Raw genomic sequence first — 25,779 nt, 5'->3', positions numbered from 1 at the left:
GCATGCCGTGGCGTCGGCTCGACGCAGCGGTGCGACGACGCGGATGCACACGCACGCGGGTGACGGCTGCAACGATCGCTGACGATTCGGCGGGCGAGGACGCCTGCGATCGCAGGGATCCGGATAACGATCTCTACATTTCTTTTCGATCCGGACCCAAAGGTCGAGTAGCATGGGGCTTTCGATCACGCCGGCATGGCGCAGCAGATTCCCCGAGCATGCGATTGATTTCGATGTCCCGTCCCGCAGCGACGCTGTCCCTGGCCGCCAGCTGCCTGATGTTGCATGGCTGTGCGTGGTTCGACTCGTGGCTGCCGTTTTCGTATTCGCGCACGCCGCTGGCACGGGCCGCGTCGAGGCACGGCGCGACGCGCGCCGACGTCGTCCGCGCCGCCGGCAACCCGCGCAGCGTCTGGATGGTCCGCAACGGCAGCGGTGTCTGCTACAACTATTTCATCGAGCACGGCAACGATCACCGGTCGTACTTCGTCGTGTTCGACAAGGCCGGCGTCGTCACGCAGTACGGCTTCGATTCGTGCATGGACGCCGACCGCAAGGGCACGCTCCAGCCGGGCAAGGCCGCATCGCGCTAGCGCGGCCGCCTGCGCCGCGCGAGCGTGTCACGCACGCGTCACGCGATCGTATCGAGCACGCCGCCGTCGGCGCGCAGCGCGGCGCCCGTCGTGGCCGAGGCGAGCGGCGAACACACGTACACGACCAGGTTCGCGATTTCCTCGGGCAGCGCCGGCCGCTGGATGATCGACGTCGCGCGCTCGGTGCGCACGAAATCCACCGCGACGTCGTCGATGCTGCGGCCCGTTTCGTCGGCCTGCGCTTTCAGCATCGCGCGCACGCCTTCCGACATCGTCGGCCCCGGCAGCACCGAATTGACGGTCACGTTGGTGCCGGCCGCGAGTTTTGCGAGGCCGCGCGCGATCGACAACTGCGCGGTTTTCGTGAACCCGTAATGAATCATGTCGACGGGAATGTTCAGGCCCGATTCCGACGAAATGAACACGATGCGCCCGGCATTGCGTTCGATCATCCCTTTCAGGTAATGCCGCGCGAGCCGCACGCCGGACATCACGTTGATCTGGAAATAATGTTCCCATTCGGCATCGTCGATGTCGAAGAACTGCTTCAGGCCGTAGATGCCCGCGTTGTTGACGAGAATGTCGGCATCCGGCGTGTGCTGCGTGACACGCGCGACGCCGGCCGCATCGGACAGGTCGGCGGCGACGCCGTCGAAGCTTGCGCCGGGCACGGTGTCGCGCAGTTTCTCGAGCGCGGATTGCACCGACGTGTCGCTGCGGCCGTTGACGACGACGCGCGCACCGGCGCGCGCGAGTCCTTCGGCGATCGCGAGCCCGATGCCGGCGGTGGAAGCGGTGACGACCGCGGTCTTGCCTTTCAGATCGATCTGCATGAGCGTGGCGGGGGGAAGAGTGAACGGGAAGCGCCGCGCGTGCCGCGGCGGACGGAATTCAAAGCTTAGGCAAATTCCGGTCAATAGGCCATCTCGCGAGCGCGTCGGCGGCGGTCATGCAGGAATGCCGGGGAGGGAAGTCGTGAAGTGCCGGCGTGGATCTCGGTCGCGAGAGATCCGTGCCGGCTCGGGGCAACCACGCGTGAGATCGGGTACCGCGCGTGCTTCACCCGCGCGGTACCCGACCGACGACGTATTCGCCGGCCGCGATGGCAGCAGGTCGAATGTCGGCCGGAAAGAGTCGGCGCCACTGCCGATGCTGGCGGATGCCGTGCATGCCGCCAGCCCATTTCGTGACTATTGCCCGCGGAACGGGTGAGCCGTCAACGCCGGAAGGCGAATATCAGGAGCACGTGACGAACCAGTCCCACCAGTAGTATCCGACCAGCTCCTGGGTGCTTCTTTCCAGCGTATAGAGCCCGAAGCACGCGCCAAGCGTTTCTATCCCGCTCTCTCTTGCCTTGGAGCCAATGCTGACGAAAGTCTGCGGCTTCGTCATCGGCGGCAGGCCGTCGCGCGTTTCAGGATTCAGTTGCACGGCGTTCACGTCGAGGAAGTCCTGCGAAAACGGGTTGAATACCTGCTGGCCGAACAGGTGCGAAACCTGATAAATCAGCACCGCGTCGTCCACGTTCCCATAGAGGGAGACTGCCCTCAGTGAAACCGTGTCGCCCGGATACAGCGTCAGAACAGGGTCGGCCGGGCCGTTTCCGATCGACCCGCCCCGCGCACCGGTATACAGCAGGCGCACGGCGCGGTGATCGACGGAGATCGGTAATTCGGGCTGCCTGCTCGGATGCGGGTATCTCCACTTGATGTATTCCGTGTCGATTACCGCAAGGATGTCGATTTGCTGCGCGCTCGGGTCGAGCGTGAGGCTTCCAAGATCGGCTGTCATACGGGTGCTCCATTTTGGTTTTGTCGCGGAAAAGGCGCGGCACCGTCCGGGGCGCCGCGCAAGATCTGCCGACTTGAATCGCTCCCGTATCGCTTCGGAGCGAGTTGTCGGCGGCGCTCGCGTCAAGCAGCGGCGGCTTGCCAGACCCAGAAGAAGTAGCCGAACAAGGATTTCCTGTTCTGGCTCCGCGTATAAAGCGCAAAAGACGTGGCGAGGTACTCGGATCCGGCGGATTTTGCGACGGATTCGAATGCCTGGAAGACCTGGGATTGCGCCGAGGTCGCGATGAGGTCCGGCGTTTCGGCAGCGCTCGCCGCGCCAGCCTGTTCGATGGTCACCGCGGTAAACGGAGCGAACACCTGAGCGCCCGAGTATTGCTGGACGTGGTAAATCAGCGCAGCGTCTCCGGAATTGTCGGCCAGCGACGTCCCCATCAGGGATACCTTGTCGCCGACATTCAATTTCAGGCCCAGATTACCGTTTCCCTCCGAACTGCTCACGCCGGGCGCGTGGCCGTTGAGCATGAACAACGCAGTGCTGGGGATGCTGGTCGGGTTCTGCGCGTTCAGGCTCGGATTGGGGTGACTTCTCTTTATGTAATTCGTGTCGATAACTGCAAGAATTTGAATGGACTGAGCGGCTTTTTCCAGATTGATACTGTTCGGATCGACTTTCATTGGAATGCCTCCGTGGTGGGCCAATTGCCCGTGCGGTGCGCGTGGCGCATCGGCGATGCGCTTTTCCAGTATTGGCCATTTATATTGGTTTTAGTACCTGTCAGGTTTGATGGGGGATTTATTTTAATGAAAATTGCTTTTCGCGGACGAGATGGGGTCGATGTCGCGGTGTAATCGACTGTAATTGATTTTTATGGATTTTTTCGGTCTGGAATCGGGTTGTCAGGTGTGAATTAAAACGTTCGTCGCCGCGTAATCGACTGTAATTGATTTCGATTGCCGAAGAGGACGATATTGTCCTTGACGCGCCAATGACGCGTCGTCGGATTTAAATTCATAACGCTTAATGAATGGAGATCAGCCATGGCTACCGAAGTCACTCTTGCATCGAGCGCACAGGACATCAACATCATCGCGGTGATCGATACGGAATGGGTCAAGAAAACGTATCCGAATCCGAGCCAGGATCCGAACAAGCCGACGGGCATCGCCCACAATGGCCAGTTCCTGATTTGCACCGGCGCGCGTGGCGTCAAGGGGCAGGGTACGGCCGACCTGGAAATCACCGCATATCCGGGTGACCGCGTCCAGTTCACCGGCGTGTCGATCTACGACAACTCCGACGATGCCGTGATCATCTACAACATCCCGCGCTATCAAGGCGACGAGGTATTCAACCCGTTCGTCTGCAACACCGTCGTCCGCAATGGCGCGGTGGAACCCAACCCGGATTCGGGGAGCCGCAATGGCCTCCCGCCGCTGAAGAAGCAACTCACGTTCGCGACTTTCGACTCGTCGGTCCGGAAAAGCGGCACCGAATATTTCGGCGTTTGCTTCGCGCTTTACAAGCTCGTCGGCGGGCAGAACCAGGAACTGTTCGGCTACTACTGGTGGGATCCGAAGATCTACGTGCCGGCCTGACCCGATCGTCTCGACGTCGGCGCCCGAGCAGGCGGAAACGCCTGTAGGCGGGTACAGGGCGCGATGTCCCGGCCCAAGCGCGACATCGTGTCGGGCGCCGGCGACGGGCAGGATCGTGCCCACGATCATCGTCGTGGGCACGATTCAACCGAACATCGAAGCCGGACGGTGCGGTTGCGCGGCGCCGCACAGTCTTGTACGGTGAGCATTCGTCCGAACCGGAGCCCGCCGCGTGAACCGTACCGCCAACCGATCCACCGTACCGTCGCCGTTCTGGCGCGATACCGCGCTGCCGTTCATCGAGGCGCGCACGGTCGACGACGGGCGTGCGATCTGCTATGCGAAACACACGCACGACACGCTGTCGGTGGGCGCGATCGTCGGCGGCACGAGCACGTACGTAAACGGTGCGACGAACGCGCACGTCGGCCGCGGCGTGCTCGTGATCATCGATCCGGAGCAGGTACACGCCTGCAATCCCTACGGCCCGGATGCGTGGGCATACCGGATGGTCTATGTCGACGTGCCGTGGCTCGCGCGGCTCCAACACTCGCTGGGGCATGATCCGAACCGCGATTTCCACGGGTTTTCGCCGAAGTGGACCGACCGCGGCGACCTGTTCGCGCAATTTGGCGGCTTCTATCGCACGCTCGTGTCGCCCGGCATCGATGCGCTCGGCAAGGAAAGTGCGGCGGTCGAATTCTTCACGGCGCTGCACGGCGCGCTCGATCGTGAACTGCCCGACCGGCGGCCGGGAGACGACAACGCGAAACTCGCGCGCGCGGCCGACTACATCGCCGCCCATTGCCGCGAGTCCGTCACGCTCGATGCGATCTGCGCGGCGGCCGACCTGTCGCCGTCGTACCTGATCCGCGCGTTCAATGCGCGTTACGGGATGACGCCCCATGCGTTCCTGATCGATCGGCGCGTGCAGTACGGCCGCACCGAGTTGCGCCGCGGCCGGCCGATCGCCGAAGTCGCGCTCGACGCCGGCTTTGCGGACCAGGCGCATTTCCAGCGCGCATTCCGGCGGATCGCGGCCGCGACGCCCGGACAGTATCGCAGCGCGATGCGCTGACCGGCGAAGCCGCTACACGTCCAGCAGGAACAGCGCGCTGCCCGCGAGCAGCAGCGCCATCAGCCGGTTGAACACGCGCATGCGCCGTGCGTTCGCGAGCCGGTGCCGCAACGACGCGCCCGCATAGCCCCAGCATGCGATCGACGCGAAGCAGATCACCAGATACAGCGCGGCGAACTGCCAGACCTGCGCGCGGTCGCCATCGGCCGCATATGCGCCCATCGCGGCCACGCACGCGAGCCATGCCTTCGGATTGAGCCACTGCATCGCCGCGCCGGACGCCGCCGACGGGCCGGCCACGTGCGGATCGGCCGACAGCCGGCCGTCGTCGAGCGCGAGCCGCAGCGCCATGTACAGCAGGAACGCGATTCCCGACCACTGCGTGGCCGTCGTCAGTACGGGCCAGCGCGCGAGCGCCGCGTGCAGGCCGAGGCCGATCAGCAGGAACAGCGCGACGAAGCCGAGCGTCGCGCCGGCCGCGTAGCGCAGGCTCGCGCCGAGGCCGTGGCGGGCGCCCGCGCTGAGCGCGACGATGTTGACGGGACCGGGGGTGATCGACGAGGCGAGCGCGAACGCGGCCATCGAAACCAGCATGCTCATCAGGTGTCTCCATGCGACATGTCGAAAGTCGTATCGAGACTACGGGCGCCGCGTCGGCCCGTATTGAAGAAAACTGCCCTCGGCGGCGCGCGACCGCCGTCAGTGCAGCGCGCGCGGCGCGTGCGCCGGCCGCGCGTCGCGCGGACCAGACGGATTGGCCGAATCGGCCGAATCCACCGCGCCGGCGACATCGGCCGGCCGCAGCGGCCCGCCCGAGCAGGGTTGCGTCGATACCGAGAAGCCGAACGTGTTGACGCCGCCCGAGCACGCGACGAACACGCCGCCGCCGTGCATTTCGGCCACGGCCTTGACGATCGACAGCCCGAGCCCGTGGTTTTCCTTGCTGTTCGCGCGCGCTTCCTCGAGCCGGTAGAAGCGCTCGAACACATGCGAGCGCAGCACCGGATCGATCGGCTCGCCGGGGTTCGACACGGCCATTTCGACGAGCGTGTCGCGGCGCGTGATCGTCACGTTCAGCGTCGCGCCGGGCGCCGAATGCTGGATCGCGTTGATCAGCAGGTTCGTCATCGCGCGGCGGAACAGCGACGGATCGACGGCCGCGCGCGCATCGCCGTGCAGTTCGGCGCGCAACCGCGCCTCGTCGAGCGGAATTTCGAGGAAGTCGAGCATGCGCCGCACCTCGTCGGCGAGCGATACGTCCTTCAGGTCGGTCGCGCGTTCGCCGCGGTCGCTGCGCGACAGGAACAGCATGTCGTTGATGATCACGCGCAGCCGCTCGAATTCCTCGAGGTTCGACTGCAGCGTCTGGCGCATCCGGTCGACCGAGCGGTCGCGGCTCGTCAGCGCGACCTGGGTCTGGCCGATCAGGATGCTGATCGGCGTGCGCAGCTCGTGCGCGACGTCCGCGTTGAACGCTTCGAGCCGCGCGCAGGTTTGCTGGATCCGTTCGAGCGCGCCGTTGAACGACGTCGCGAGATCGCGCAGCTCGGTCGGCAGCGCGTCGGTGTGCAGCCGCTGGCGGCGGTTCGTCGCGCTCACGCTCGCCGCGTCCTGCGACAGCCGGTCGAGCGGCGCGAGCCCGAAGCGCGCGACCGCGCGGCTCAGCAGCAGCGTGATGACGGTGGCCGTCGCGATCAGCGCGGCCAGCGTCCAGCCGAAGCGGCGCAGCATCCGCTGCGTCCGTTCGCACGACGTCGCGACCACCAGTTGCAGCGTCGGCCGCTCGCCGGCGCCGGCGAGCGTGATGGTTTTCGTCATCACCGCGTAGCTGCTGTCGTTGAGCTGGTAGCGCTGGAACGCGCCGAACGGCGGGTCGAGCGGCACGCCGTCGACAGGGCTGCCGAAGCGGAACGCGGGGTTGTCGCTGATTACCTGGTAGTGCGTCGAGCCGTCGGGCGGCTCGAGATCGGCGAGCTTTTCCTGCATCAGGCGGCCGCGCGCGGCCGTGGTCGCGTGCGACACGATCATCTGGGCGACCTTGGCGCGCGTGTCGATCGTCGCGCGCAACTCGGCGAACAGCTGGCGCTCCATCATCACGAACAGCCCGCAGCCGACCAGCGTGAACACGAGCAGCGACACGATGCCGAACATCGCCGAAAGCCGCAGGATGATCGAGCGTTTCATGCGCGCCGCTCCGCGTCGCCGTCCTCGCGCGCTTCGAGCACGTAGCCCATCCCGCGGATCGTGTGCAGCAGCTTGTCCGCGAACGGGCCGTCGAGCTTCGCGCGCAGGCGCTTGATCGCCGTTTCGACGACGTTCGCATTGCTGTCGAAGTTCACGTCCCACACGAGTTCGGCGATGGTCGTCTTCGACAGCACCTCGCCGCTGCGCCGCGCGAGCACGCCGAGCAGCTGGAATTCCTGCGCGGTGAGGTCGAGCCGCGTGCCGTCGCGGGTCGCGCGGCGGCCGATCAGGTCGACGCGCAGGTCGCCGATCGAGATCAGCGTCGATTCCTGCACGCGGGCGCGGCGCGTCAGCGCGCGCAGCCGTTCGATCAGCTCGAGGAACGAGAACGGCTTGGTCAGGTAGTCGTCGGCGCCGCCGCGCAAGCCGCGCACGCGGTCGTCGACGCGATCGCGCGCGGTCAGCATGATGACGGGCGTCTGCTTCTGCGCGCGCAACGCACGCAGCACGCCGAAGCCGTCGAGCTTCGGCAGCATCACGTCGAGCACGACCACGTCGTAGTCGAATTCGACGGCTTTCCACGCACCGTCCTCGCCGTCGAGCGCGGTGTCGACGACCCAGCCTTCCTCGGTCAGGCCGCTCTTCAGGTATTCGACGACTTTCGGTTCGTCTTCGACGATCAGCACTTTCATGTTGGTTTTCCGCGTAACCGGTTAAGGGCGGGTCAAGGGCCGACACCCGCGCCGCGCTGCGGGGCCGCCGACGCGACGTCGGACGGCGCCGGGCCACTCTCGGTGCCACCGTCCCAGCCGCCGCCGAGCGCCTTCGCGAGAAACACGACGAGCGCCGCGCGCTGGCCCTGGATCTGCACGGCCTGGCGCTCGCTCGTCAGCAACTGTTGCTGGGCCGTCAGCACGTCGATGAACGGCGTCAGGCCGCCCGCGTAGCGATCCTGCGCGAGCGACACGAGCTTGCGTGCGTCGTCGACGGCCGCGGAGGCCTGCTGCGCGGCCTGCGCGAGCACCGACAGGCCGGTCACCGCATTTTGCACCTCCTGGAACGCGGTGAGCACGGTCTGCCGGTAGCTGGCCTGCGCGGCGACGTAGCCGGCCTGCGCGAAATCGACGCCGGCCTTCAGCTTGCCGCCTTCGAACAGCGGCTGGCTGAGCGACCCGCCGACCGACCACAGCAGCGCCGGCACGGTGAACAGGCCCGCGAAGCGGGTCGCGTCCCAGCCGAGGTCCGGCGACAGCGTGATGCGCGGGAAATACGCGGCGCGCGCGACGCCGATCTGCGCGTTCGCGGCGGCCATCGCGCGCTCGGCCGACGCGACGTCGGGGCGCCGTTGCAGCAGGTCGCTCGGCATGCCGGTCGGCAGCGTGGGCGCGTTGATCGGCACCACGCGCGGCGGCAGCGAGAATTCGGGGGCGGGCGCGCCGACCAGCGTCGCGATCGCGGTTTCAACCTGCGCGCGCTGCTGGATCAGCAGTTGCGCCTGCGTGCGCGTCGCGTCGAGCTGCGCGCGCTGCTGCAGCAGATCGAGCCCCGATACCGCGCCGAGGTCGTGGCGCGCGCTCACGTAATCCAGCGCCTTCTGCTGCAGATCGATCGAACGCTTGACGACGTCGATCTCGGTGTCGAGTTCGCGCAACGCGAAATAGCTCGACGCGAGATCGGCGCTCAGCACGAGGCGCGCATTCGCGAAATCGTCGCGCGCCTGCTCGGAGCTGGCCTGCGCGGCTTCGACGTTGCGCCGCACGCGGCCGAACAGGTCGAGTTCGTAGCTGACCGCCGCGCCGACCTGGATCTCGTTCTGCACGGTCGACATGCTGCGCGTCGCGTAGTTGGTCTGCGGCCGGTCGGCGGAGATCTTGAAGCGCTGGCCGCTCGCGTTCAGGCCGACGGCCGGATACTGCGCGGACGCGACCGACGCGAGCGTCGCCTTCGCCTGGTCGTAGCGCGCGGCCACCGCCTTCAGGTTCTGGTTGTTGCGCAGCGCGTCGGCTTCCAGCGCGTCGAGCTGCGCGTCGCCGAACGCGGTCCACCAGACCGGATCGAGCGGCGCGCGGGCCGGCGCGGCCGGCTGCCAGTATTGGTCGGCCGGATCGAGCCGCCACGCGGCCGGTGTATCGACGGGCGGGCGCCGGTAATCCGGGCCGACCGTGCAGCCGGCGACGGCGGCGGCCGCAACGATGGCGGCGAGCGCCACGGGCCGCACGCGCGTGCGCATCGCGCTCACGATTTCGCTCCCGCGACCGCGGAGGCCGGCTGCGCGGCCGGCGCCTGCACGACGACCCGGTCGCCGTTCGCGAGCGCGTCGCTCGGGTTCGCGACGAGGCGGTCGTTCGGCGTGATCGGCCCGTCGACTTCGAGCGTCTGGCCGATCGTGCGCACGACCGTCACCTGCTTCAGGTGGACCTGGCCGTTCGCATCGACGGTCGCAACCGTCGGGCCTTCGGCGCGGAACAGCAGCGTATTGGCCGGAACCTGCAGGCGGCCGACCGGCGTCATCGGCAGCGTCGCCTGCACGTACGCGCCGGGCAGCAGCCGCCCGTCCGGGTTCGGCAGCGTGATCTCGATCTGCAGCGAGCGCGTCGCGACGTCGATCGCCTCGGACGTGCGCGTGATCGTGCCGTCGAACGTCCGCCCCGGCAGCTCGGCCTGCGCGACGCTCACGTGCTGGCCGACCTTCACCTGCTGCGCATACGCCTGCGGCACCTGCACGTACAGGCGCAGCCGGTCGGCCTGCACGACCGTGAACAGCGCGCGGCCCGCGTTGCCGGAATTGACGAGATCGCCGACGTCGACGTTGCGCTGCGTGACGATCCCGTCGATCGGCGCGACGATCCGCTGGAAGCCCTTCAGTTCGGTGAGGCGGCGCATGTTCGCATCGGCCGCCGCGAGGTTCGCGGTGCCCTGGTTGAACGCGCCTTGCCGGTCGTCGAGTTCCTGTTGCGACACCGCATCGCGCTGGCGCAACTGCTGCGCGCGGTCGAACGACGTCTTCGCGAGCGCGAGCGCGGCTTGCGCCTGCTGACGTTGCGCGGTGGCCTGCGCCAGTTCCTGGTTCAGCTCCGGCGTATCGAGCTCGGCGAGCGTTTGCCCCTGTTTCACGTGCGCGCCGATATCGGCCTGCCAGCGCAGCACGTAGCCGCTGGCGCGCGCATGGATCGGCGCCTCGACGAAGCCGCGAAGCGTGCCGGGCAGCGTCAGCTTGCCGCCGGTGGCCGCGTCGACCGGATGCACGACGCTCACGTACTGGCGCGTGTTCTGCTCGGCGACCGCGTCGAGGCGATGCTGGTTCAGCACGTTGACGACGATGGTGCGCGCGGCGCCCGCCGCCAGCAGCACGCCGATCACGATCAGGACGATCCGTCCGCGTCGCGACACCGACGCGCGCGCCGGCAGGTGCATGCCGTGTTCGTCTACCTGGATGCCGACGGCGCTGTGATGTTTCTCTTCCATGAATTCAACCAATTCAACCGGGTAGTGGGGCGAAAGTCAGTGTCCGGCCTGGCGCGCACGCCGCCGGGCCAGCCGCGCATGCACGCCGCCGAACACGAGCGGCACGAACAGCAAGGTCGACACGGTCGCGAACAGCAGCCCGCCGATCACCGCGCGGCCGAGCGGCGCATTCTGCTCGGCGCCTTCGCCGAGACCGAGCGCCATCGGCACCATCCCGATGATCATCGCGAGCGCCGTCATCAGCACCGGCCGGATCCGCGTCGCGCCGGCTTCCAGCGCGGCCGTGAGCGGCGGCGCGCCGGCCGCGAGCCGTTGCCGCGCGAACGACACGACCAGGATGCTGTTCGCGGTCGCGACGCCGACCGTCATGATCGCGCCGGTCAGCGCGGGCACGCTCAGGTGCGTGCCGGTGACGAACAGCATCCACGCGATGCCGGCGAGCGCGGCCGGCATCGCGCTGATGATGATCAGCGGGTCGAGCCACGACTGGAAATTGACGACGATCAGCAGGTAGACGAGCACGATCGCCATCGCGACGCCCGCGCCGAGGCCGAGATACGACGTGCGCATCGTCTCGATCTGGCCGCGCATCGCGAGGGCGGTGCCGCGCGGCAGCGTCGCGCGCGCGTCGGACACGATGCGGTCGATCTCGCCCGCGACCGCGCCGAGGTCGCGGCCCTCGACGCTCACGTACACGTCGATCGCCGGGCGGATGTTGTAGTGCGTGATCACGGCCGGGTTCACGGTACTGCGGACCTGCACCAGGTTGCCGAGCAGTTGCAGCGGCGCGCCGGCGCGGCCGCTGGCGGAGATCGGCGTGCCGAGCAGGTCGTCGACCGACGACAGGTTGTATTGCGGGGTCTGGATCTGCAGCGGGTACTGGACGCCGGTGCGCGGGTTGATCCAGAACGACGGCGTCGTCTGCGAACTCCCCGACAGCGAGATCAGCATGTTCTGCGCGACGTTCTGCGCGGAGAGATTGAGCTGCTGCATGCGCGTACGGTCCATGTCGGCCAGCAAGGTCGGCTCGTCGTTGCGTTGCAGCACGTGCACGTCGACGGCGCCCGGGATTTGCCTGATCTTTTTCATCAGGCTGCTCGCAATGGTCATGTTACTCGCGAGATCGTTGCCGAGCACCTGCACGTCGATCGCGGCCGGCTGCCCGAAGTTGAGGATCTGCGTGATGATGTCCGACGGCTGGAAGAAGAACTCGACGCCCGGGAAGCGCTGCGGCAGCAGCGTGCGCAGCGTCTGTACGTAGTGCCCGGTCGCGCGGTGGCCGGGCTTCAGCGCGATCAGCAGCTCGCCGTCGAGCGTGCCGATCGTGCCCGCGTTGCTGTACGACAGGTTGATGCCGCTCACCGGCAGGCCGAGGTTGTCGACGATCGCGCCGAGCTCGTCGGGCGGCACGGTTTCGCGGATCACGCGCTCGACCTGGTCGGCGAGGCGCGCGGTTTCCTCGATCCGGTAGCCGGTCGGTGCGCGCATGTGCAGCCGGATGTTGCCGGAATCGGCGTTCGGGAAGAAATCGCGGCCGAGCATGAACACGAGGCCGGTCGACAGCACGCAGAAGCCGAGGAAGCACAGCGCGTAGAAGCGGCGGCGCACGAGCAGGATGCTGAGCAGCACGATGTACCACGCGCGCAGCCGCTCGAACGCATGGTTGAACGCGTGATGGATGCGGGCGAAGCGCGACGCCGAATGGTCGGCACCGGTGTGCGCCTGCTGCGGGCGGAACAGCAGCATCGCGAGCGTCGGCACCAGCGTGCGCGACAGCACGTACGACGCGAGCATCGCGAACACCACGGCTTCCGCGAGCGGCACGAACAGGAAGCGCGCGACGCCCGTCAGGAAGAACATCGGCACGAACACGATGCAGATGCACAGCGTCGACACGAGCGCGGGCACCGCGATCTCGCCCGCGCCTTCGAGGATCGCGTCGTGCAGGTTCGTACCGAGATGGAGGTGCCGCTCGATGTTCTCGATCGTGACGGTCGCGTCGTCGACGAGAATGCCGACCGCGAGCGCGAGCCCGCCGAGCGTCATGATGTTGATGGTCTCGCCGAGCGCGGACAGCGCGATCAGCGACGTGAAGATCGACAGCGGAATCGAGATCGCGATGATCAGCGTGCTGCGCCAGTTGCCGAGGAACAGCAGAATCATCATCGCGGTCAGCACGGCGGCGATCAGCGCCTCGTGGATCACGCCCTGGACGGCCGCGTTAACGAACACCGACTGGTCGAACAGCGGTGTGATCGTGAGCCCCTCGGGCAGCGTCGGGATCACCTTCGGCAGCAGCGCCTTCAGGTCCGACACGACCTTGAGCGTCGACGCGTCGCCGCTTTTCAGGATCGAGATGAGCACGCCGCGCTGGCCGTTCTGGCGCACGACGTTGGTCTGCGGCGCGAAGCCGTCGCGGACCGACGCCACCTCGCGCAGGTAGGTCGTCGCGCCGTTGACGGTCTGGACCGGCAGGTCGTTGATGTCGGCGACGGTATCGGCGGACGCGTTCGTGTCGATCCGGTATTCGGTCTGGCCCATCTTCGCGGTGCCGGTCGGCAGCACGAGATTCTGCGCGTTGACCGCGTTGACGATGTCGGCCGGCGTGAGGCCCTTCGCGAGCAACGCCTGCGGATCGAGGTCGATCGCGACCACGCGGGGGCGCCCGCCGTACGGGAACGGGATCTGCGCGCCCGGCACGGTGATCAGTTGCGGGCGCAGGAAGTTGAGCGCGATGTCGGCAAGCGACTGTTCGCTGAGCGTCTTGCTCGACAGCCCGAGCTGGATCACCGGAATGCTCGACGCGGAATAGGTGATCACGAGCGGCGGCGTCGCGCCCTGCGGCATCTGCCGCACGATCGCCTGCGCGGACGAGACCGTCTGCGCGATCGCCGTCTGCACGTTCGCGCCCGGTTGCAGGAACACCTTCACGACCGCGATGCCGGGCAGCGACGTCGATTCGACGTGCTGGATGTTGTTGACGGTCGTCGTCAGCACCCGTTCATGCACGGACGTGATGCGGTTCGTCATCTCCGTCGCGGAGAAGCCGTTGTAATTCCAGATCACGCTGATCACCGGGATGTTGATCGCGGGCAGCACGTCGACCGGTGTGCGCATCAGCGCAAGCGGGGTGGCCAGCACGATCATGATGGCCATCACGATGAACGTGTAGGGGCGCCTGAGCGCGAGATTGACGATCCACATGGAGGCGGCGGGGCAGGCGGTGATCGGGCGGCGGTGAAGGGAACCCGAATGATAGGCGTCGGCCCGGCACGGGTTACTGTCGTGAAACTGGCGGAATCGTCAGGTTGAGGCGCGCGGGCCGTCGGCCGATTCCGCAGACGGAATGCGCTGCCGCGATCGCGACGGTTTCGCGCATCGGGCGGCGCTCAAAGCTGCTCCATGCCGAAGCGGGCGAGCGCATCGAGATCGACGACGTCGATCTGGTTGTACGCGAGCCGCAACGCGCCGAGCTTCTCGAGTTGCTGCAGCGCCTGGTTGATCCGCTGACGCGACACGCCGACGAGCATCCCGAGTTCCTCCTGCGAGATCGACAACGACGGGCCGGTATCCGGGTACAGCGCGGGGTTGAAGAGCTGCGCGAGCGCCTGCGCGACGCGCGCGTCGACGTCGAGCAGCCGGCTGTTCTGGATCGACGCGATGAATTCGCCCATCCGGTTGTTCAACTGATGAATCACGAACCGCGTGAACGGCAGGCTCGTGTCGAGCAGCGCATGGAACGTGTCGACCGGCACGAACAGCACGGTCGAGCGCTGGATCGCGACGACCTCGTACTTGCGCAGCTCCCGCTTGATCACGCTGCCTTCGCCGAACCAGCCGCCCGACGGCACGCCGGAGAACGTGCAGCCGCGCCCCGACACGTTGAAGATCGCGAGCTTCAGCAGCCCCTGATGGACACCGATCCAGTATGCGGAAGGCGCGAGCCGGTGCGCGATCACGTCGCCGGCTTCGCACTGTTCGACGTGCGACTGGGCCAGCACGAGCGCCTGGTGCTCGGGCGCCAGCGTGCGGAACCACGCGCACTGGCCGAACAGTGTCGCCAGCGGCGGCAGCGGGCCCGGTGCGGGAGGCGGGTCGGCCGGGGCGGCGGCCGCGTCGGGATGGTCGTGCATGGGTGCGGGTTTGCGAGGATAGGGATAACGCGCAGCGCTCGAGCGGCACTCTGTCGTTTCGATGACAGACGGCTCACAATAGCGCCCGTTAGGCTGTCGGCAATTGAACCACATCAAAACGATCCGGGGTGCGTGCGCTCCGGTCGACAGAACACGGGAGACAGGATCATGACGCAGATGTTCGAGGCCGGGCTCGGCCGCCGCGATGCCAATTACGTGCCGCTCACGCCGATCGATTTCCTGATCCGGGCGGCGGAAGTCTACGGCGAGCGCCTCGCGATCGTGCACGGCGACGTGCGGCGCACGTGGGGCGAGACCTGCACGCGCGCGAAGCAGCTGGCGAGCGCGCTCGCGCAGGCCGGCGTCGGGCGCGGCGACACGGTCGCGGCGCTGCTGCCGAACATCCCGGCGATGGTCGAGGCGCACTTCGGCGTGCCGATGGCCGGCGCCGTGCTGAACACGATCAACACGCGGCTCGACGTGTCGTCGGTGCTGTTCATGCTGCGTCACGGCGAGGCGAAGGTGCTGATCGTCGACACCGAATACGCGGAGGTCGCGCAGCGCGCGGCGCTCGAGGTGCCGGGCCTGAAGATCGTCAGCGTGGCCGACGCGCTGCCGGCCGACCCCGACCGTTTCGCGGGCGCGACCGACTACGAGACGTTCGTCGCCGGCGGCGACCCCGACTACGCGTGGACGCCGCCCGCCGACGAATGGGAGGCGATCGCGCTGAACTACACGTCGGGGACGACCGGCGACCCGAAGGGCGTCGTCTACCACCATCGCGGCGCGTACCTCGCGGCGATCAGCAACATCCTCGAATGGGACATGCCGAAGCACGCGGTGTATCTGTGGACGCTGCCGATGTTCCACTGCAACGGCTGGTGTTTCCCGTGGGCCGTCGCGGCGCGCGCGGGCGTGAACGTGTGCCTGCGCAAGTTCGATGCGAAGACCGTGTTGGACCTGATTCGCCGCGAGCGCATCACGCACTACTGCGGCGCGCCGATCGTGCAGAGCGCGATCGCGAACGCGCCGGCCGAGTTCCGCGCGGGGATCGACCATACGGTGCACGCGATGGTCGCGGGCGCGGCGCCCGCGCCGGCCGTGATCGCGAAGATGAAGGAGATCGGCTTCGACCTGCTGCACGTGTACGGGCTGACCGAGGTCTACGGCCCGGCGACCGTCTGCGCGAAGCAATCGCACTGGGACGCAGTGTCCGACGAGGAGCGCGCGCGGCTGAATGCGCGCCAGGGCGTGCGCTACCACCTCGAAGCGGGCGCGACGGTGCTCGACCCGGACACGATGACGCCGGTGCCGGCCGACGGCGAGACGCTCGGCGAGATCATGTTCCGCGGCAACATCTGCATGAAGGGCTACCTGAAGAACCCGAAGGCGACCGACGAGGCGTTCCACGGCGGCTGGTTCCATACCGGCGATCTCGCGGTGCTGATGCCGGACGGCTATATCCGGATCAAGGATCGCAAGAAGGACATCATCATCTCGGGCGGCGAGAACATCTCGAGCATCGAGGTCGAGGACGCGCTGTACCGGCATCCGGCGGTGGCCGTGGCGGCCGTCGTCGCGATGCCCGACCCGAAGTGGGGCGAGGTGCCGTGCGCGTTCGTCGAACTGCGCGAAGGCGCGAGCGCGACCGAGGCGGAGATCGTCGCGCACTGCCGGCAACTGCTCGCGGGCTTCAAGGTGCCGAAGGCCGTGCGCTTCGGTGAGCTGCCGAAGACGTCGACCGGCAAGATCCAGAAGTTCCAGTTGCGCCACGCGGTCGGCTCGGACAAGGCGATCGACCTGGCCGGCGACAAGAAGTAGTCGAGGCCCGGCCGCGGCCGATCGCCCGCCGTCGGTCACGCGTCGCGTTCGAGCCGGAACACGCTGACCGCGTCCGACAGTTGCGCGGCCTGGTCGCGCAGCGCGACGGCCGCGCGCTCGGCATCCGAGATCAGCCGCGCATTCTGCTGCGTCGCGTCGCCGATCTGCGTGACGGCCAGGTTCACCTGCTCGATGCCGGTCGATTGCTCGCGCGACGCGGCGCTGATCTCGCCGATCAGCGTGCGCACCTGGTCAACCCGCGCGACGATGTCGCGCATCGTGCCGCGCGCGGCGTCCGCGATCCGGTAACCCTGTTCGACGGTCGTCGACGATTCGGTGCTCAGTGCGTCGATTTCCTTGACCGCGGCCGCGCTGCGTTGCGCGAGCGCGCGCACCTCGGCCGCGACCACCGCGAAGCCCTTGCCGTGTTCGCCCGCGCGGGCGGCTTCGACGGCCGCGTTCAGCGCGAGGATGTTGGTCTGGAACGCGATGCCTTCGATCGCGCCGGTGATCTCGGCGATCCGGCGCGTCGCGCGGCCGATGTCGTCCATCGTCGCGACCACGCGCTGCACCGCGGCGTCGCCGTTCGTCGCGGCGGCCGACGCGTCCGCGACCAGCGCGTTGGCTTGCGCCGCGTGCTCGGCACTCTGCTGCACGGCGGCGGTGATCTGCTCCATGCTGGCGGCCGTCTGTTCGACGCTGCTGGCCTGCGTCGCGATCCGCGCGGCGATGTCGCCGCTGCCGGCCGCGATGCCGACCGTGCCGTGCGCGATGTCGGCGGCGCTGTTGCGCACTTGCGCGACGATCCGCGCGAGGCCGTCGCCGATCCCGTCGACCGCCTGCACGAGCCGGCCGATCTCGTCGTTGCCCGTGCCGCCGGGCGCGCCGCCCGCGCCGTCGCGGATGCGCACGCTGAGGTTGCCCGCCGCATAGCGTTCGGACGCGCGCGCGGCGGCTTCCAGCGGCCGGCTCACCACGCGTCGCACGACGATGACGAACAGCGTCGCGAACGCCGCGACGAGCACGGCGCCGATGATCAGGAAGCGGTTGCGGGTGGCGCGCATGGTGGCAAGCAGCTCGTCGTCGAGCGCAACGCCGCCGACGAGCCATTGCCACTGCGGAATCGTCGTGAACGACACGAATTTCGCGCTCGGCCCGCCGTCGTGCGCGGCGGGATCGGTCGACGTGTACGCGAGCCGGCCTTCGCCGGCCGCCAGCATCTGCGCGTAGGGCGCACGCGTGTCGTCGGCGCGCTGGCCGGCCGCATCGGGATGCACGACGAAGGTGCCGCGCGACGGACCTTGCGATGCATCGAGCACGAAGTAGTAGCCGTTGTCGCCGATCTTCAGTGCGCGGATGCCGTCTTCGACGAGCTTGAGCTCGGCGCCGATGTCGAGGCCGACGAACAGCGCGCCGATCACGCGGCCGCCCGCATCGGTCACCGGTTTGTACTGCGTGATGTACGGCCGGCCGAACAGCTTCGCGAGGCCCGTGTAGCTGCGCCCGGCGACGAGCGGCGCATACGCGGGGCCGGCGCGGTCGAGCTTCGTGCCGACGGCGCGCGCGCCGTCCTGCTTCTTCAGCGACGTCGTGATGCGCACGAAATCGTCGCCGTCGCGCGCGAAGATCGTCGCGATCGCGCCGCTTTTCTTCAGGAACTGGTCGGGAATCGAGTAATCGAGGTCGAGCGGCTGGCCGCCCGCGAGGAGGGTCGGCGCGGCCACGCCGCCGATGTCGACGGTGCGCGCCGGGTCGAGCGTGAAATCGGCCGGCAGGAAACTCGCGAACAGCGACATCGAGCGGTTGGCTTCGGCGCTCAACGCCTGGTCGAACAGGTCGACCATCGCGCGGATCGACTGCTCCTTGTCGGCGATCCGCTGATGCGCTTCATCGGCGAGCTGCTGGCCGGCGAAATGGGCGAGCGTCCACGCAAACACGGTAAACAGCAAGGCGACGAGCGCGCACGCGAGCGCGGCCAGACGCGCGCCGACGCTCACCCGGCCCAATTGGGTCATTCTCATGAGACATCCTGAGTGGGAGTGAGAGGAGGCGGAACGCACGCGTCACCGCTCGTGGTCCCGTTAATACGGCAACTTTCGCGAAATCTTTAGCGGATGTCGCGGATCACGGGCCCGCAGGCGGGCGAAGGGGAAGCGGAGGTCAGTGCGTGACGAGCCACGCGACGGCCAGATAGCGGCCGACTTTCGCGATCGTCACGATGACGAGAAAGGTCGGCAGCGGCTCGCGCAGCACGCCGGCGATCATCGTCAGCGGATCGCCGATCACCGGCGCCCAGCTCAGCAGCAGCGACCAGCGGCCGTAGCGCGCATACCAGCGCTCGGCGCGCGCGAGCGCGGACGGTTTGACCGGAAACCAGTGGCGCTCGCGAAAATGCTCGATGCCGCGGCCGAGCGCCCAGTTGATCGCCGAGCCGGCGACGTTGCCGACGCTCGCGACCAGCACCAGCGCCCACGCGGGTTCGCGCCCGGCGAGCAGCAGGCCGGCGAGCACGGCTTCGGACTGGAGCGGAAACAGGGTCGCGGCGACCATCGACACGGCGAACAGGCCGCCGTAAGTGAGCAATTCGGACATCGCGCGATTGTACCGGCCATGCGGCGGCCGGCTCCGGTCACGCGGTCATCGGCTCACGATCTCATGCGGCATCCGTCGTGCCGAACAGCAGGTGCGAGATCACCGACTTGTCGACCGGTTCGTCGTTGAGCGTGCTGGCGAGCAGTTCGCCCGCGAGCTGCTGCGGCGAGAACACCATGTCGGGCTTCAACAGCCGCAGCCGTTCGAGGTTGCGCTGCTGGTTCACGAGCGCGACCGTGCGCACCGACGGTGCGATCTCGCGAATCGCGAGGATGATGAATGCGTTTTCGGCGTCGTCCGAACGCAGCGCGAGCACCGCGCGGGCGGTCGCCGCGCCGGCGCTCTCCAGCACCGCATGGTCGGTCGCATCGCCGACGATCAGGTCGGTCGCGGCCGGATAGTTGTGCTCGACGCCGGCCGGCACGACGACGGTCACCGCGTAGCCGCGCTTGCGCAGCCCGTCGTGCACCGCATGCGCGACGGGCGTCGCGCCGACGATCAGGAAATGATGCTTGCGGATCACGTTCGAAATGCCTCCCTTGACGATCCGTTTCAGATTGCCGCCGATCACCGGGCCGACGACCGCGCTGATCGACGTCGCGAACACCGTGATGCCGAGCACGATCACCGACGCGGTGAACAGGCGTGCGGTCGGCGCGTGCGGGACGATGTCGCCGTAGCCGACGGTCGACATCGATACGATGGAGAAATAGACGGCGGTGGCGAGATCGTGGACGGGCGGCGTGAATTCGTCGCCGAGATAGAGCACGCCGAAGGTCGCGTAGATCAGCAGCGACACGATGCTCAGCAACGCGAACAGGCTGCTGGCGGCGATGCTCGCGCGGTCGAAGTGCCGCCAGTAGTACAGCAGCGCGACGACCAGCACGGCCGTATAGACGAACACCGCGTGGCTGCGATAGCCGCCGAGCACGCTGATGGCGGCCGCCGCGACCAGCAGCAGGATCGACAGCACCCACGCGACGCGGGCGCGCAGCACGATGCCGATGGCCATCGTCGCGAGGCCGGCCGCGACGACGACCTGCGGCAGCACGACGAGCCCCATGTTGTCGACGAGGTTCAGCGCATCGGCGAGCCAGGCGCGATGCAGGCCGAGCCGCGCGTGTTCGACGACGGGGCGCAGCACCATGAGTGCATCGAGCGCGAGCAGGAGGGCGAGATACCAGTGCAGGCCGATCGGCGCGAACAGGCGCCGCAGGCGGGTAGTGACGTGCTTCATTCAGTCGCCCGGCAGGGCATGTCCAACGAACCAGCCGCTACCCTAAAGCATTCGGCGTTCGGCTGCTTTTTCGCGGGGCCCGATGGTTGCCGCCACGGAGCCGGCACGCCGGCCGTTCAGTTCCAGCCGACCATGATCGCGCCCATCCCGACGAGCAGCCCGCCTGTCACGCGGTTCATGGCCCGCATCCGCGCCGGCCGCTGCAGCGCGCGGCTCAGCCGGTGCGAGAACAGCGCCATCGACGCGACGCCGCCCGCGAACAGCAGCGCGAACGTCGCGGCGAGCAGCAGGTATTGAAGGTTCAGGCTCCAGTCGGCAGTCGGGCTGATGAACTGCGGAAAGAACGACGGAAAGAACAGCAGCGTCTTCGGATTCAGCCCGGAAGTCGCGACGCCGCGCCAGAACAGCGCGCGTCCGGAGTCGGCGTCCGGCGCGGCGATCGCCGTTCCCGCGTCGACGTCGGCCGGTGCCGCGGCTGCGCCGGCCGGCGCGCGGCTCAGCCATTGCTTGCCGCCGAGCCAGACGAGATACGCGGCGCCGGCCCAGCGCAGCACGGTCAGCGCGTGTTCGTCGAGGTGGACCAGCGAATTGAGGCACAGCGCGGTCAGCGCGAGTTGCAGCAGCACGGCGAGCGTGCCGCCCCAGACGCACGGCAGCGCGCGGCGCCAGCCGGTGCGCAGCGCCTGGTTCATCGTGAGCAGGTTGACGGGGCCGGGCGCGTAGATGAGGACGACGGAAGCGGCGAGGAACGACAGATAAAGCTTGAACGACATGACGGACGGGCAGGAACGGGGAAGCAGGCACCGGCCCCGCACGCGGTCGGATAGGCGTGCGGGCGGCGGGGAATCGCATGCCTGCCGGCCGGCACCGCAACTCGTGATTGCGGCCGTGCGTCCCGCTGCGAGGGGTTGTCGCGGGGAGCGTGCCGGGCAGCAGGCATGGAGAAAATGTATCAAGCGGCCCGGTTAAAAGGCTTCCTGTTTTCCAGCAAAACGCGCCTGAAACCGGAATCCCGTTCAGATAGAATGCCGATTTTCAGTAGAAGATTCTTCTCATCATGGCTACCCGCGAACGCACGCCGAAAACGCTCGACAATCAGGACCGCAAGATCCTGGGGGCATTGCAGAAAAATGCGCGCCTGTCGAACGCCGAACTGGCCGAACAGATCGGCATGTCGACCACCGCCTGCTGGAACCGCACGCGGCAACTCGAACTCGACGGCTACATCGACGGCTATGTCGCGCTGGTCAACCAGCGCAAGCTCGGCTACGCGGACATCGTGATCCTCGAAGTCACGCTCGATCGCCATGAAGACGACGCGCTGGCGCGCTTCGGCGCCGAACTGGCGGCGCTGCCGGAGGTGCTCGAGGCGTATCTGGTGTCGGGCGAGTACGACTACTGGATCAAGGTCGCGGTGGACGGCACGGCCGGCTACGAGCGCTTCCTGCGCGAAAAGCTGTACCGGATTTCGAGCATCCGCCACAGCCGCTCGATGTTCGCGCTGCGGTGCATGAAGGACGTGCCTTCGATTCAGGTGTGAGGGAGCGGAGATCGGCGCACGGCCGTCGCTGCAGCGACGGCCGTGCGATCGGACGCAGGCGCGGAGGAAAGCCGGCGAACGGTTGACAGGAAGGGCGTGCCGGGAAGACGGCCCGTGAGGCACAAAAACGGATCAGTCTTCCGCCCGGCATGGCTCGGCGCAAGCGCGCGCAAGTCGAGAAGAATGGCATCCCGTCCGGGCCGCAACCGGCTGACGACGGTCCGCGCCGACACGAATCGGCGCCGGTCTCGGCCTGAAACACGGCCTCGAGACGACCTTGAAACGCTGCCGATGCGGTGCGCGTATCCGGCCGGGAAGGACGAATCCCGGCCTCTTTCTGCATGCCCGGCGCGCCCGTCGGGTACGCCGCGCGACCGCCGCGGTCGGCGTGCGTCAGCGCAAACGCGTCAGCCGGCCGGCCGTTCGCTCAGCGCGGCAGACGCGCGTGTGCTTCAGCGATGACTTCGCAGTTCTCGAGGTGGAGCGCCCAGGCCTCTGCCAGCAGCTCGCCAACACGTGCGAGCCAGCCAGTGGATTGGGTGGAACGATCGGAGACATTAGACGTTTGCATGACGAAGCCCCATATAGGTGGCGAGTTAGGGATAACCCTAATCATAGCGAAGCAGCACCGTCTTGTGAAATGCGATTTCGTTATATGAGAATTACTGACAATTTGTGTTGCTGCTGCGCAACATGAATGTCGGCCACCCGGGCATGCCGGGCAGGCGTGACGAGGCCGTGCCGGCACGGCCTTGCGTGGAGAAACAACGAAGTCGGGCGTAGGAAAAAAAGTGCGCTTACAGGCCGATCCACCCGAAGCGCCACGACAGCCGCCGCGTCGCGGCCCGCAGCGCTTGCGCCAGCGCGCTGTCCGGCCCGCGCGGGAAGCCGCGCGACGAGCCGATGATCGCGATCACGAGCCGGATGCTGCCGGTGTGATCGAACACGGGCGCGGCGATCGTCCCGATGCCGGGCACCGGCGCGTCGAACGCGAAATCGAGTTCGTCCGCGCGGATCGCGGCGAGCCGGGCGCGGAAGGCCGCGTCGTCCGGCGCGGCGTGCGCGCCGGCGAGGCGCACCGGTTCGTTGGCGAGCAGGTCGGCCAGCACGTCGTCGGACATGCCGGACGCGAAAATCCGGCCGATCGCCGTATTGACGAGCGACATCACGGTGCCGACCTGCAGGCTCACGTGCTGCGGCCGCGCCGATTCTTCGAGCCGGATCACGGTCGGCCCGAGCGGCCCGAGCGTCGCGGCGGCCACGCTCATGTCGGTCGCGCCGGCGAGCGCGACGATCTCGGCTTCCGCATCGCGGGTCGGCGACACGCGCTGCATCGCGATCAGGCCGAGCGCCTGCGCGAGCGGGCCGCCGTCGAAGCAGCCGGCGTCGCCGCGGCTCAGCAGGCCGATCTTCTGCAGGCTGACCAGATGGGGAAACGCCTTCGCGGCCGGCATGCCGGCCGCCGTCGCGAGATCGCGCAACGGCAGCGCGCGGCCCGCCGACACCAGCGCGAGCAGCAGCTCGCCGGTGCTGTCGAGCGCATTGATCCCGCGCTGCGCTTTTGCGTCGTCGGCCAGCGCGGGCGGTACGCGCGCGGCGGCCGGCGCGGGCGCGGACGCCGGCGCCGGGTCCGCACCTGCGGCGCCGAGCGACGCGGTCGCCTGCCGCGCCGCGTCGCGCAAGGCCACGGCGATCGGGCCGTCCCAGTCGACATCGATCGATCCCGTCGAACCGATCACCGTCAACGCGAGTTGCAGGCGCCCCTGCGCATCGAAGACGGGCACGCACATCCCGCTGACGCCGGGGCTCGGCCGGTCGATGCTGCGTTCGATGCCGCGCATGCGGATCGCGTCGAGTTCGGCAGGTTGCGCACCGGCGTCCGGCGCGACCGGCGCGCTTTCGGCGCCTGCCAGCGTATCGCCCGCGCCGGCCTGGCTGGCCGCCATCGCGTCGAGTTGCGCGGCGTCGCCGAACGCGCGGAACACGCGGCCGGTCGCCGTCGTGTCGAGCGACATCACCGAACCGACGTGCAGGTTCACGTGCAACGGATAGCCGCCGTGCTCGATGCGCACGATCGTCGGGCCGAGCACGCCCGGCACGGACAGCGCGACGCTCAGGCCGACCGTTTCCGCGAGCCGCACCGCGTGCGGAAGCGTCGCGCGGTAGGCCGGCTGGCGCTCGATCGACATCAACCCGAGCCGCAGCGACAGCGGGCCCGGCTCGTAGTTGCCGGTGAGCGCGTCGCGTTTCACGAGCGCGAGTCGCGTCAGGCTCACGAGATAGGTGTGCGCCTGAGCGGTGGAGAGATCGGCCGCCGCGGCCAGCTCCGACAGCCCGAGCGGCTTGCGCCGGCGCGCGAGCGCGTCGAGCAGCCGGCCGCCGACCTCGACACTCTGGATGCCGCGCTGCGCCTTGGGCGGCGCATCGTCCGCGCTGACTTCGTGGTTCTGCACGCGATGATTCTTCCGTTGACGAAACCCCGCATGGTATCCGACGCCATTTCTCGCGCCAGCCCGCAGGTTTACCCGTATTAGACAATAACAAGCACGTTTGCCATTGACAAATATTCGGCGCGAGCAGATGATCCGCTGACACCCCTCAACACATGGCTCGCAGCCACGGAACGCACAATGGCCAAAGCATTCGCCTCCCAAGCCGATCTGGAAGAGAAGAAAGTCACCTGGACGAAGCTGTCCGAGAACGCCTACGCGTACACAGCCGAAGGCGACCCGAACTCGGGCGTGATCATCGGCGACGACAGTGTGCTGATCGTCGACACGACCGCGACGCCCGCGATGGCGCAGGACCTGATCGCGAAGATCCGCAGCGTCACCGACAAGCCGATCAAGCACGTGGTGCTGTCGCACTACCACGCGGTGCGCGTGCTCGGCGCGTCCGCGTATTTCGACGAAGGCGCGCAGCACGTGATCGCGAGCCGCGGCACGTACGAGATGATCGTCGAGCGCGGCGAGGCCGACATGAAGTCGGAGATCGAGCGCTTCCCGCGCCTGTTCGCCGGCGTCGAGACGGTGCCGGGCCTGACCTGGCCGACGCTCGTGTTCGAGCGCGAGATCACGCTGTTCCTCGGCAAGCTCGAAGTGAAGATCATGCACGTCGGCTCGGGCCACACGAAGGGCGACACGATCGTCTGGCTGCCGTCGCAGAAGGTGCTGTTCTCGGGCGACCTTGTCGAATACGACGCCGCGTGCTATTGCGGCGACGCGCAGCTCGAACAGTGGCCGGCCACGCTCGAGGCGCTGCGCGCGCTCGGCGCCGAGAAGCTCGTGCCGGGCCGCGGCCCCGCGCTGCTGAATCCGGCGGAAGTGAACAAGGGCCTCGACTACACGAAGGATTTCGTCACGACGCTGCTCGCGCAGGGCCGCAAGGCCGTCGAGCGCAATCTCGACCTGAAGGCCGCGATGGCGCTCACGCGCGAAGCGATGGACCCGAAGTTCGGCCACGTGTTCATCTACGAGCACTGTCTGCCGTTCGACGTGTCGCGTGCGTTCGACGAGGCGAGCGGCATCGCGCATCCGCGCATCTGGACCGCGCAGCGCGACAAGGACATGTGGGCCGCGCTGCAGGACTGAGCGGCACACGGCGGCGGGGCGGCGCTCACATGATCGCCTCGCCGTTTCCCTGAAGGTTGCGGCAGTCGCGGCGGCATCGCGCCGCGGTGCCGGCAACCGTATCCGGTCTCACAAGAAAGCAGGGCGCATGCACGCCCTCGGAGACTGCCGCGCGCTC

At 67.8% G+C, this 25,779-nt stretch carries 21 protein-coding genes; 6 read left to right on the top strand and 15 right to left on the bottom strand.

Annotated features, from left to right (window positions below; genetic code table 11):
• Positions 1 to 218 precede the first annotated feature (218 nt).
• Positions 219 to 593: a hypothetical protein gene (locus tag DTA15_RS23165; RefSeq protein WP_006494939.1), complete on the top strand. Its 375-nt coding sequence runs from the start codon at positions 219 to 221 to the stop codon at positions 591 to 593.
• Between the two features lie 38 nt (positions 594 to 631).
• Here DTA15_RS23165 and DTA15_RS23160 read toward each other — a convergent pair whose 3' ends face one another.
• From DTA15_RS23160 to DTA15_RS23150, 3 genes are all read right to left on the bottom strand, one after another.
• Entirely contained in the window at positions 632 to 1,426 is a 795-nt protein-coding gene (locus tag DTA15_RS23160) for an SDR family NAD(P)-dependent oxidoreductase (RefSeq protein WP_006485656.1), read from the bottom strand.
• A gap of 403 nt (positions 1,427 to 1,829) precedes the next feature.
• Positions 1,830 to 2,384 carry an inclusion body family protein gene (locus DTA15_RS23155; protein ID WP_006485653.1) on the bottom strand — a complete coding sequence of 185 codons (555 nt, stop codon included), beginning with the start codon at positions 2,382 to 2,384 and terminating at the stop codon, positions 1,830 to 1,832.
• A 122-nt stretch (positions 2,385 to 2,506) separates the two neighbouring features.
• Positions 2,507 to 3,061: an AidA/PixA family protein gene (locus DTA15_RS23150; RefSeq protein ID WP_006485650.1), complete on the bottom strand. Its 555-nt coding sequence runs from the start codon at positions 3,059 to 3,061 to the stop codon at positions 2,507 to 2,509.
• 363 nt (positions 3,062 to 3,424) lie between these two features.
• Here DTA15_RS23150 and DTA15_RS23145 point away from each other — a divergent pair, with 363 nt between their 5' ends.
• A complete protein-coding gene (locus tag DTA15_RS23145) occupies positions 3,425 to 3,982 on the top strand; it encodes an inclusion body family protein (RefSeq protein WP_006485654.1) in 558 nt (185 codons plus the stop codon).
• A 232-nt stretch (positions 3,983 to 4,214) separates the two neighbouring features.
• On the top strand, positions 4,215 to 5,060 hold the full coding sequence (locus DTA15_RS23140) for a helix-turn-helix domain-containing protein (protein WP_006485655.1): 846 nt from the start codon (positions 4,215 to 4,217) through the stop codon (positions 5,058 to 5,060).
• A 12-nt stretch (positions 5,061 to 5,072) separates the two neighbouring features.
• Here DTA15_RS23140 and DTA15_RS23135 read toward each other — a convergent pair whose 3' ends face one another.
• The 7 genes from DTA15_RS23135 to DTA15_RS23105 all read right to left on the bottom strand — a co-directional run bounded on the left by DTA15_RS23135 (position 5,073) and on the right by DTA15_RS23105 (position 14,842).
• The gene (locus DTA15_RS23135) at positions 5,073 to 5,660 is read right to left on the bottom strand and encodes a LysE family translocator (RefSeq protein WP_006485658.1); all 588 of its coding nucleotides are present in this window, start codon (positions 5,658 to 5,660) and stop codon (positions 5,073 to 5,075) included.
• Positions 5,661 to 5,759: 99 nt separating this feature from the next.
• Positions 5,760 to 7,244, bottom strand: coding sequence for a heavy metal sensor histidine kinase (locus DTA15_RS23130; protein WP_006485652.1), 1,485 nt, complete (start codon positions 7,242 to 7,244; stop codon positions 5,760 to 5,762).
• A complete protein-coding gene (locus DTA15_RS23125) occupies positions 7,241 to 7,936 on the bottom strand; it encodes a heavy metal response regulator transcription factor (RefSeq protein WP_006485649.1) in 696 nt (231 codons plus the stop codon). The genes DTA15_RS23130 and DTA15_RS23125 overlap by 4 nt, the downstream gene beginning before the upstream one ends.
• A 32-nt stretch (positions 7,937 to 7,968) precedes the next feature.
• Positions 7,969 to 9,474: an efflux transporter outer membrane subunit gene (locus DTA15_RS23120; protein WP_012493308.1), complete on the bottom strand. Its 1,506-nt coding sequence runs from the start codon at positions 9,472 to 9,474 to the stop codon at positions 7,969 to 7,971.
• A gap of 5 nt (positions 9,475 to 9,479) precedes the next feature.
• The gene (locus DTA15_RS23115) at positions 9,480 to 10,709 is read right to left on the bottom strand and encodes an efflux RND transporter periplasmic adaptor subunit (RefSeq protein WP_006492925.1); all 1,230 of its coding nucleotides are present in this window, start codon (positions 10,707 to 10,709) and stop codon (positions 9,480 to 9,482) included.
• A gap of 36 nt (positions 10,710 to 10,745) precedes the next feature.
• Positions 10,746 to 13,913: an efflux RND transporter permease subunit gene (locus DTA15_RS23110; protein WP_006481929.1), complete on the bottom strand. Its 3,168-nt coding sequence runs from the start codon at positions 13,911 to 13,913 to the stop codon at positions 10,746 to 10,748.
• A 185-nt stretch (positions 13,914 to 14,098) separates the two neighbouring features.
• Positions 14,099 to 14,842 carry a Crp/Fnr family transcriptional regulator gene (locus tag DTA15_RS23105; protein WP_006481933.1) on the bottom strand — a complete coding sequence of 248 codons (744 nt, stop codon included), beginning with the start codon at positions 14,840 to 14,842 and terminating at the stop codon, positions 14,099 to 14,101.
• Between the two features lie 168 nt (positions 14,843 to 15,010).
• Here DTA15_RS23105 and DTA15_RS23100 point away from each other — a divergent pair, with 168 nt between their 5' ends.
• Positions 15,011 to 16,663: an acyl-CoA synthetase gene (locus DTA15_RS23100; protein ID WP_012493310.1), complete on the top strand. Its 1,653-nt coding sequence runs from the start codon at positions 15,011 to 15,013 to the stop codon at positions 16,661 to 16,663.
• A 35-nt stretch (positions 16,664 to 16,698) separates the two neighbouring features.
• Here DTA15_RS23100 and DTA15_RS23095 read toward each other — a convergent pair whose 3' ends face one another.
• The 4 genes from DTA15_RS23095 to DTA15_RS23080 form a co-directional block, all read right to left on the bottom strand.
• Positions 16,699 to 18,684, bottom strand: a complete 1,986-nt coding sequence (locus tag DTA15_RS23095) for a methyl-accepting chemotaxis protein (RefSeq protein ID WP_012493311.1) — start codon at positions 18,682 to 18,684, stop codon at positions 16,699 to 16,701.
• A gap of 139 nt (positions 18,685 to 18,823) precedes the next feature.
• A complete protein-coding gene (locus DTA15_RS23090) occupies positions 18,824 to 19,255 on the bottom strand; it encodes a YqaA family protein (RefSeq protein WP_006481928.1) in 432 nt (143 codons plus the stop codon).
• Between the two features lie 61 nt (positions 19,256 to 19,316).
• Positions 19,317 to 20,492 (bottom strand): voltage-gated potassium channel protein, encoded by a 1,176-nt coding sequence (gene kch, locus DTA15_RS23085; protein ID WP_006481934.1) that lies wholly within the window; start codon positions 20,490 to 20,492, stop codon positions 19,317 to 19,319.
• 116 nt (positions 20,493 to 20,608) lie between these two features.
• The gene (locus tag DTA15_RS23080; protein ID WP_006481932.1) at positions 20,609 to 21,265 is read right to left on the bottom strand and encodes a LysE family translocator; all 657 of its coding nucleotides are present in this window, start codon (positions 21,263 to 21,265) and stop codon (positions 20,609 to 20,611) included.
• 284 nt (positions 21,266 to 21,549) lie between these two features.
• On the opposite strand from DTA15_RS23080, the gene DTA15_RS23075 reads away from it, so the two are divergent.
• Entirely contained in the window at positions 21,550 to 22,032 is a 483-nt protein-coding gene (locus DTA15_RS23075) for an Lrp/AsnC family transcriptional regulator (RefSeq protein WP_006479115.1), read from the top strand.
• 797 nt (positions 22,033 to 22,829) lie between these two features.
• On the opposite strand, the gene DTA15_RS23065 is transcribed toward DTA15_RS23075, so the two are convergent.
• On the bottom strand, positions 22,830 to 24,485 hold the full coding sequence (locus tag DTA15_RS23065; protein ID WP_012493312.1) for an IclR family transcriptional regulator: 1,656 nt from the start codon (positions 24,483 to 24,485) through the stop codon (positions 22,830 to 22,832).
• A 177-nt stretch (positions 24,486 to 24,662) separates the two neighbouring features.
• Here DTA15_RS23065 and DTA15_RS23060 point away from each other — a divergent pair, with 177 nt between their 5' ends.
• Entirely contained in the window at positions 24,663 to 25,622 is a 960-nt protein-coding gene (locus DTA15_RS23060; RefSeq protein WP_006482658.1) for an MBL fold metallo-hydrolase, read from the top strand.
• The last annotated feature ends 157 nt before the right edge of the window (positions 25,623 to 25,779 follow it).

Origin of the sequence: Burkholderia cenocepacia (assembly GCF_900446215.1) — a bacterium.
Lineage (GTDB): Bacteria > Pseudomonadota > Gammaproteobacteria > Burkholderiales > Burkholderiaceae > Burkholderia > Burkholderia cenocepacia.
Note: the sequence above shows the minus strand (reverse complement) of the source record. Positions and strands in the feature narration are given on the sequence as shown.

What these genes read in the sequence shown, in the direction of transcription:
- DTA15_RS23150 (WP_006485650.1), bottom strand. Translation starts at nt 3,061, where the DNA reads ATGAAAGTCGATCCGAACAGTATCAATCTGGAAAAAGCCGCTCAGTCC.
- DTA15_RS23095 (WP_012493311.1), bottom strand. Translation starts at nt 18,684, where the DNA reads ATGAGAATGACCCAATTGGGCCGGGTGAGCGTCGGCGCGCGTCTGGCC.
- DTA15_RS23075 (WP_006479115.1), top strand. Translation starts at nt 21,550, where the DNA reads ATGGCTACCCGCGAACGCACGCCGAAAACGCTCGACAATCAGGACCGC.
- DTA15_RS23135 (WP_006485658.1), bottom strand. Translation starts at nt 5,660, where the DNA reads ATGAGCATGCTGGTTTCGATGGCCGCGTTCGCGCTCGCCTCGTCGATC.
- DTA15_RS23110 (WP_006481929.1), bottom strand. Translation starts at nt 13,913, where the DNA reads ATGTGGATCGTCAATCTCGCGCTCAGGCGCCCCTACACGTTCATCGTG.
- DTA15_RS23125 (WP_006485649.1), bottom strand. Translation starts at nt 7,936, where the DNA reads ATGAAAGTGCTGATCGTCGAAGACGAACCGAAAGTCGTCGAATACCTG.
- DTA15_RS23090 (WP_006481928.1), bottom strand. Translation starts at nt 19,255, where the DNA reads ATGTCCGAATTGCTCACTTACGGCGGCCTGTTCGCCGTGTCGATGGTC.
- DTA15_RS23165 (WP_006494939.1), top strand. Translation starts at nt 219, where the DNA reads ATGCGATTGATTTCGATGTCCCGTCCCGCAGCGACGCTGTCCCTGGCC.
- DTA15_RS23100 (WP_012493310.1), top strand. Translation starts at nt 15,011, where the DNA reads ATGACGCAGATGTTCGAGGCCGGGCTCGGCCGCCGCGATGCCAATTAC.
- DTA15_RS23105 (WP_006481933.1), bottom strand. Translation starts at nt 14,842, where the DNA reads ATGCACGACCATCCCGACGCGGCCGCCGCCCCGGCCGACCCGCCTCCC.
- DTA15_RS23145 (WP_006485654.1), top strand. Translation starts at nt 3,425, where the DNA reads ATGGCTACCGAAGTCACTCTTGCATCGAGCGCACAGGACATCAACATC.
- DTA15_RS23120 (WP_012493308.1), bottom strand. Translation starts at nt 9,474, where the DNA reads ATGCGCACGCGCGTGCGGCCCGTGGCGCTCGCCGCCATCGTTGCGGCC.
- DTA15_RS23115 (WP_006492925.1), bottom strand. Translation starts at nt 10,709, where the DNA reads ATGGAAGAGAAACATCACAGCGCCGTCGGCATCCAGGTAGACGAACAC.
- DTA15_RS23130 (WP_006485652.1), bottom strand. Translation starts at nt 7,244, where the DNA reads ATGAAACGCTCGATCATCCTGCGGCTTTCGGCGATGTTCGGCATCGTG.
- DTA15_RS23060 (WP_006482658.1), top strand. Translation starts at nt 24,663, where the DNA reads ATGGCCAAAGCATTCGCCTCCCAAGCCGATCTGGAAGAGAAGAAAGTC.
- kch (WP_006481934.1), bottom strand. Translation starts at nt 20,492, where the DNA reads ATGAAGCACGTCACTACCCGCCTGCGGCGCCTGTTCGCGCCGATCGGC.
- DTA15_RS23080 (WP_006481932.1), bottom strand. Translation starts at nt 21,265, where the DNA reads ATGTCGTTCAAGCTTTATCTGTCGTTCCTCGCCGCTTCCGTCGTCCTC.
- DTA15_RS23155 (WP_006485653.1), bottom strand. Translation starts at nt 2,384, where the DNA reads ATGACAGCCGATCTTGGAAGCCTCACGCTCGACCCGAGCGCGCAGCAA.
- DTA15_RS23160 (WP_006485656.1), bottom strand. Translation starts at nt 1,426, where the DNA reads ATGCAGATCGATCTGAAAGGCAAGACCGCGGTCGTCACCGCTTCCACC.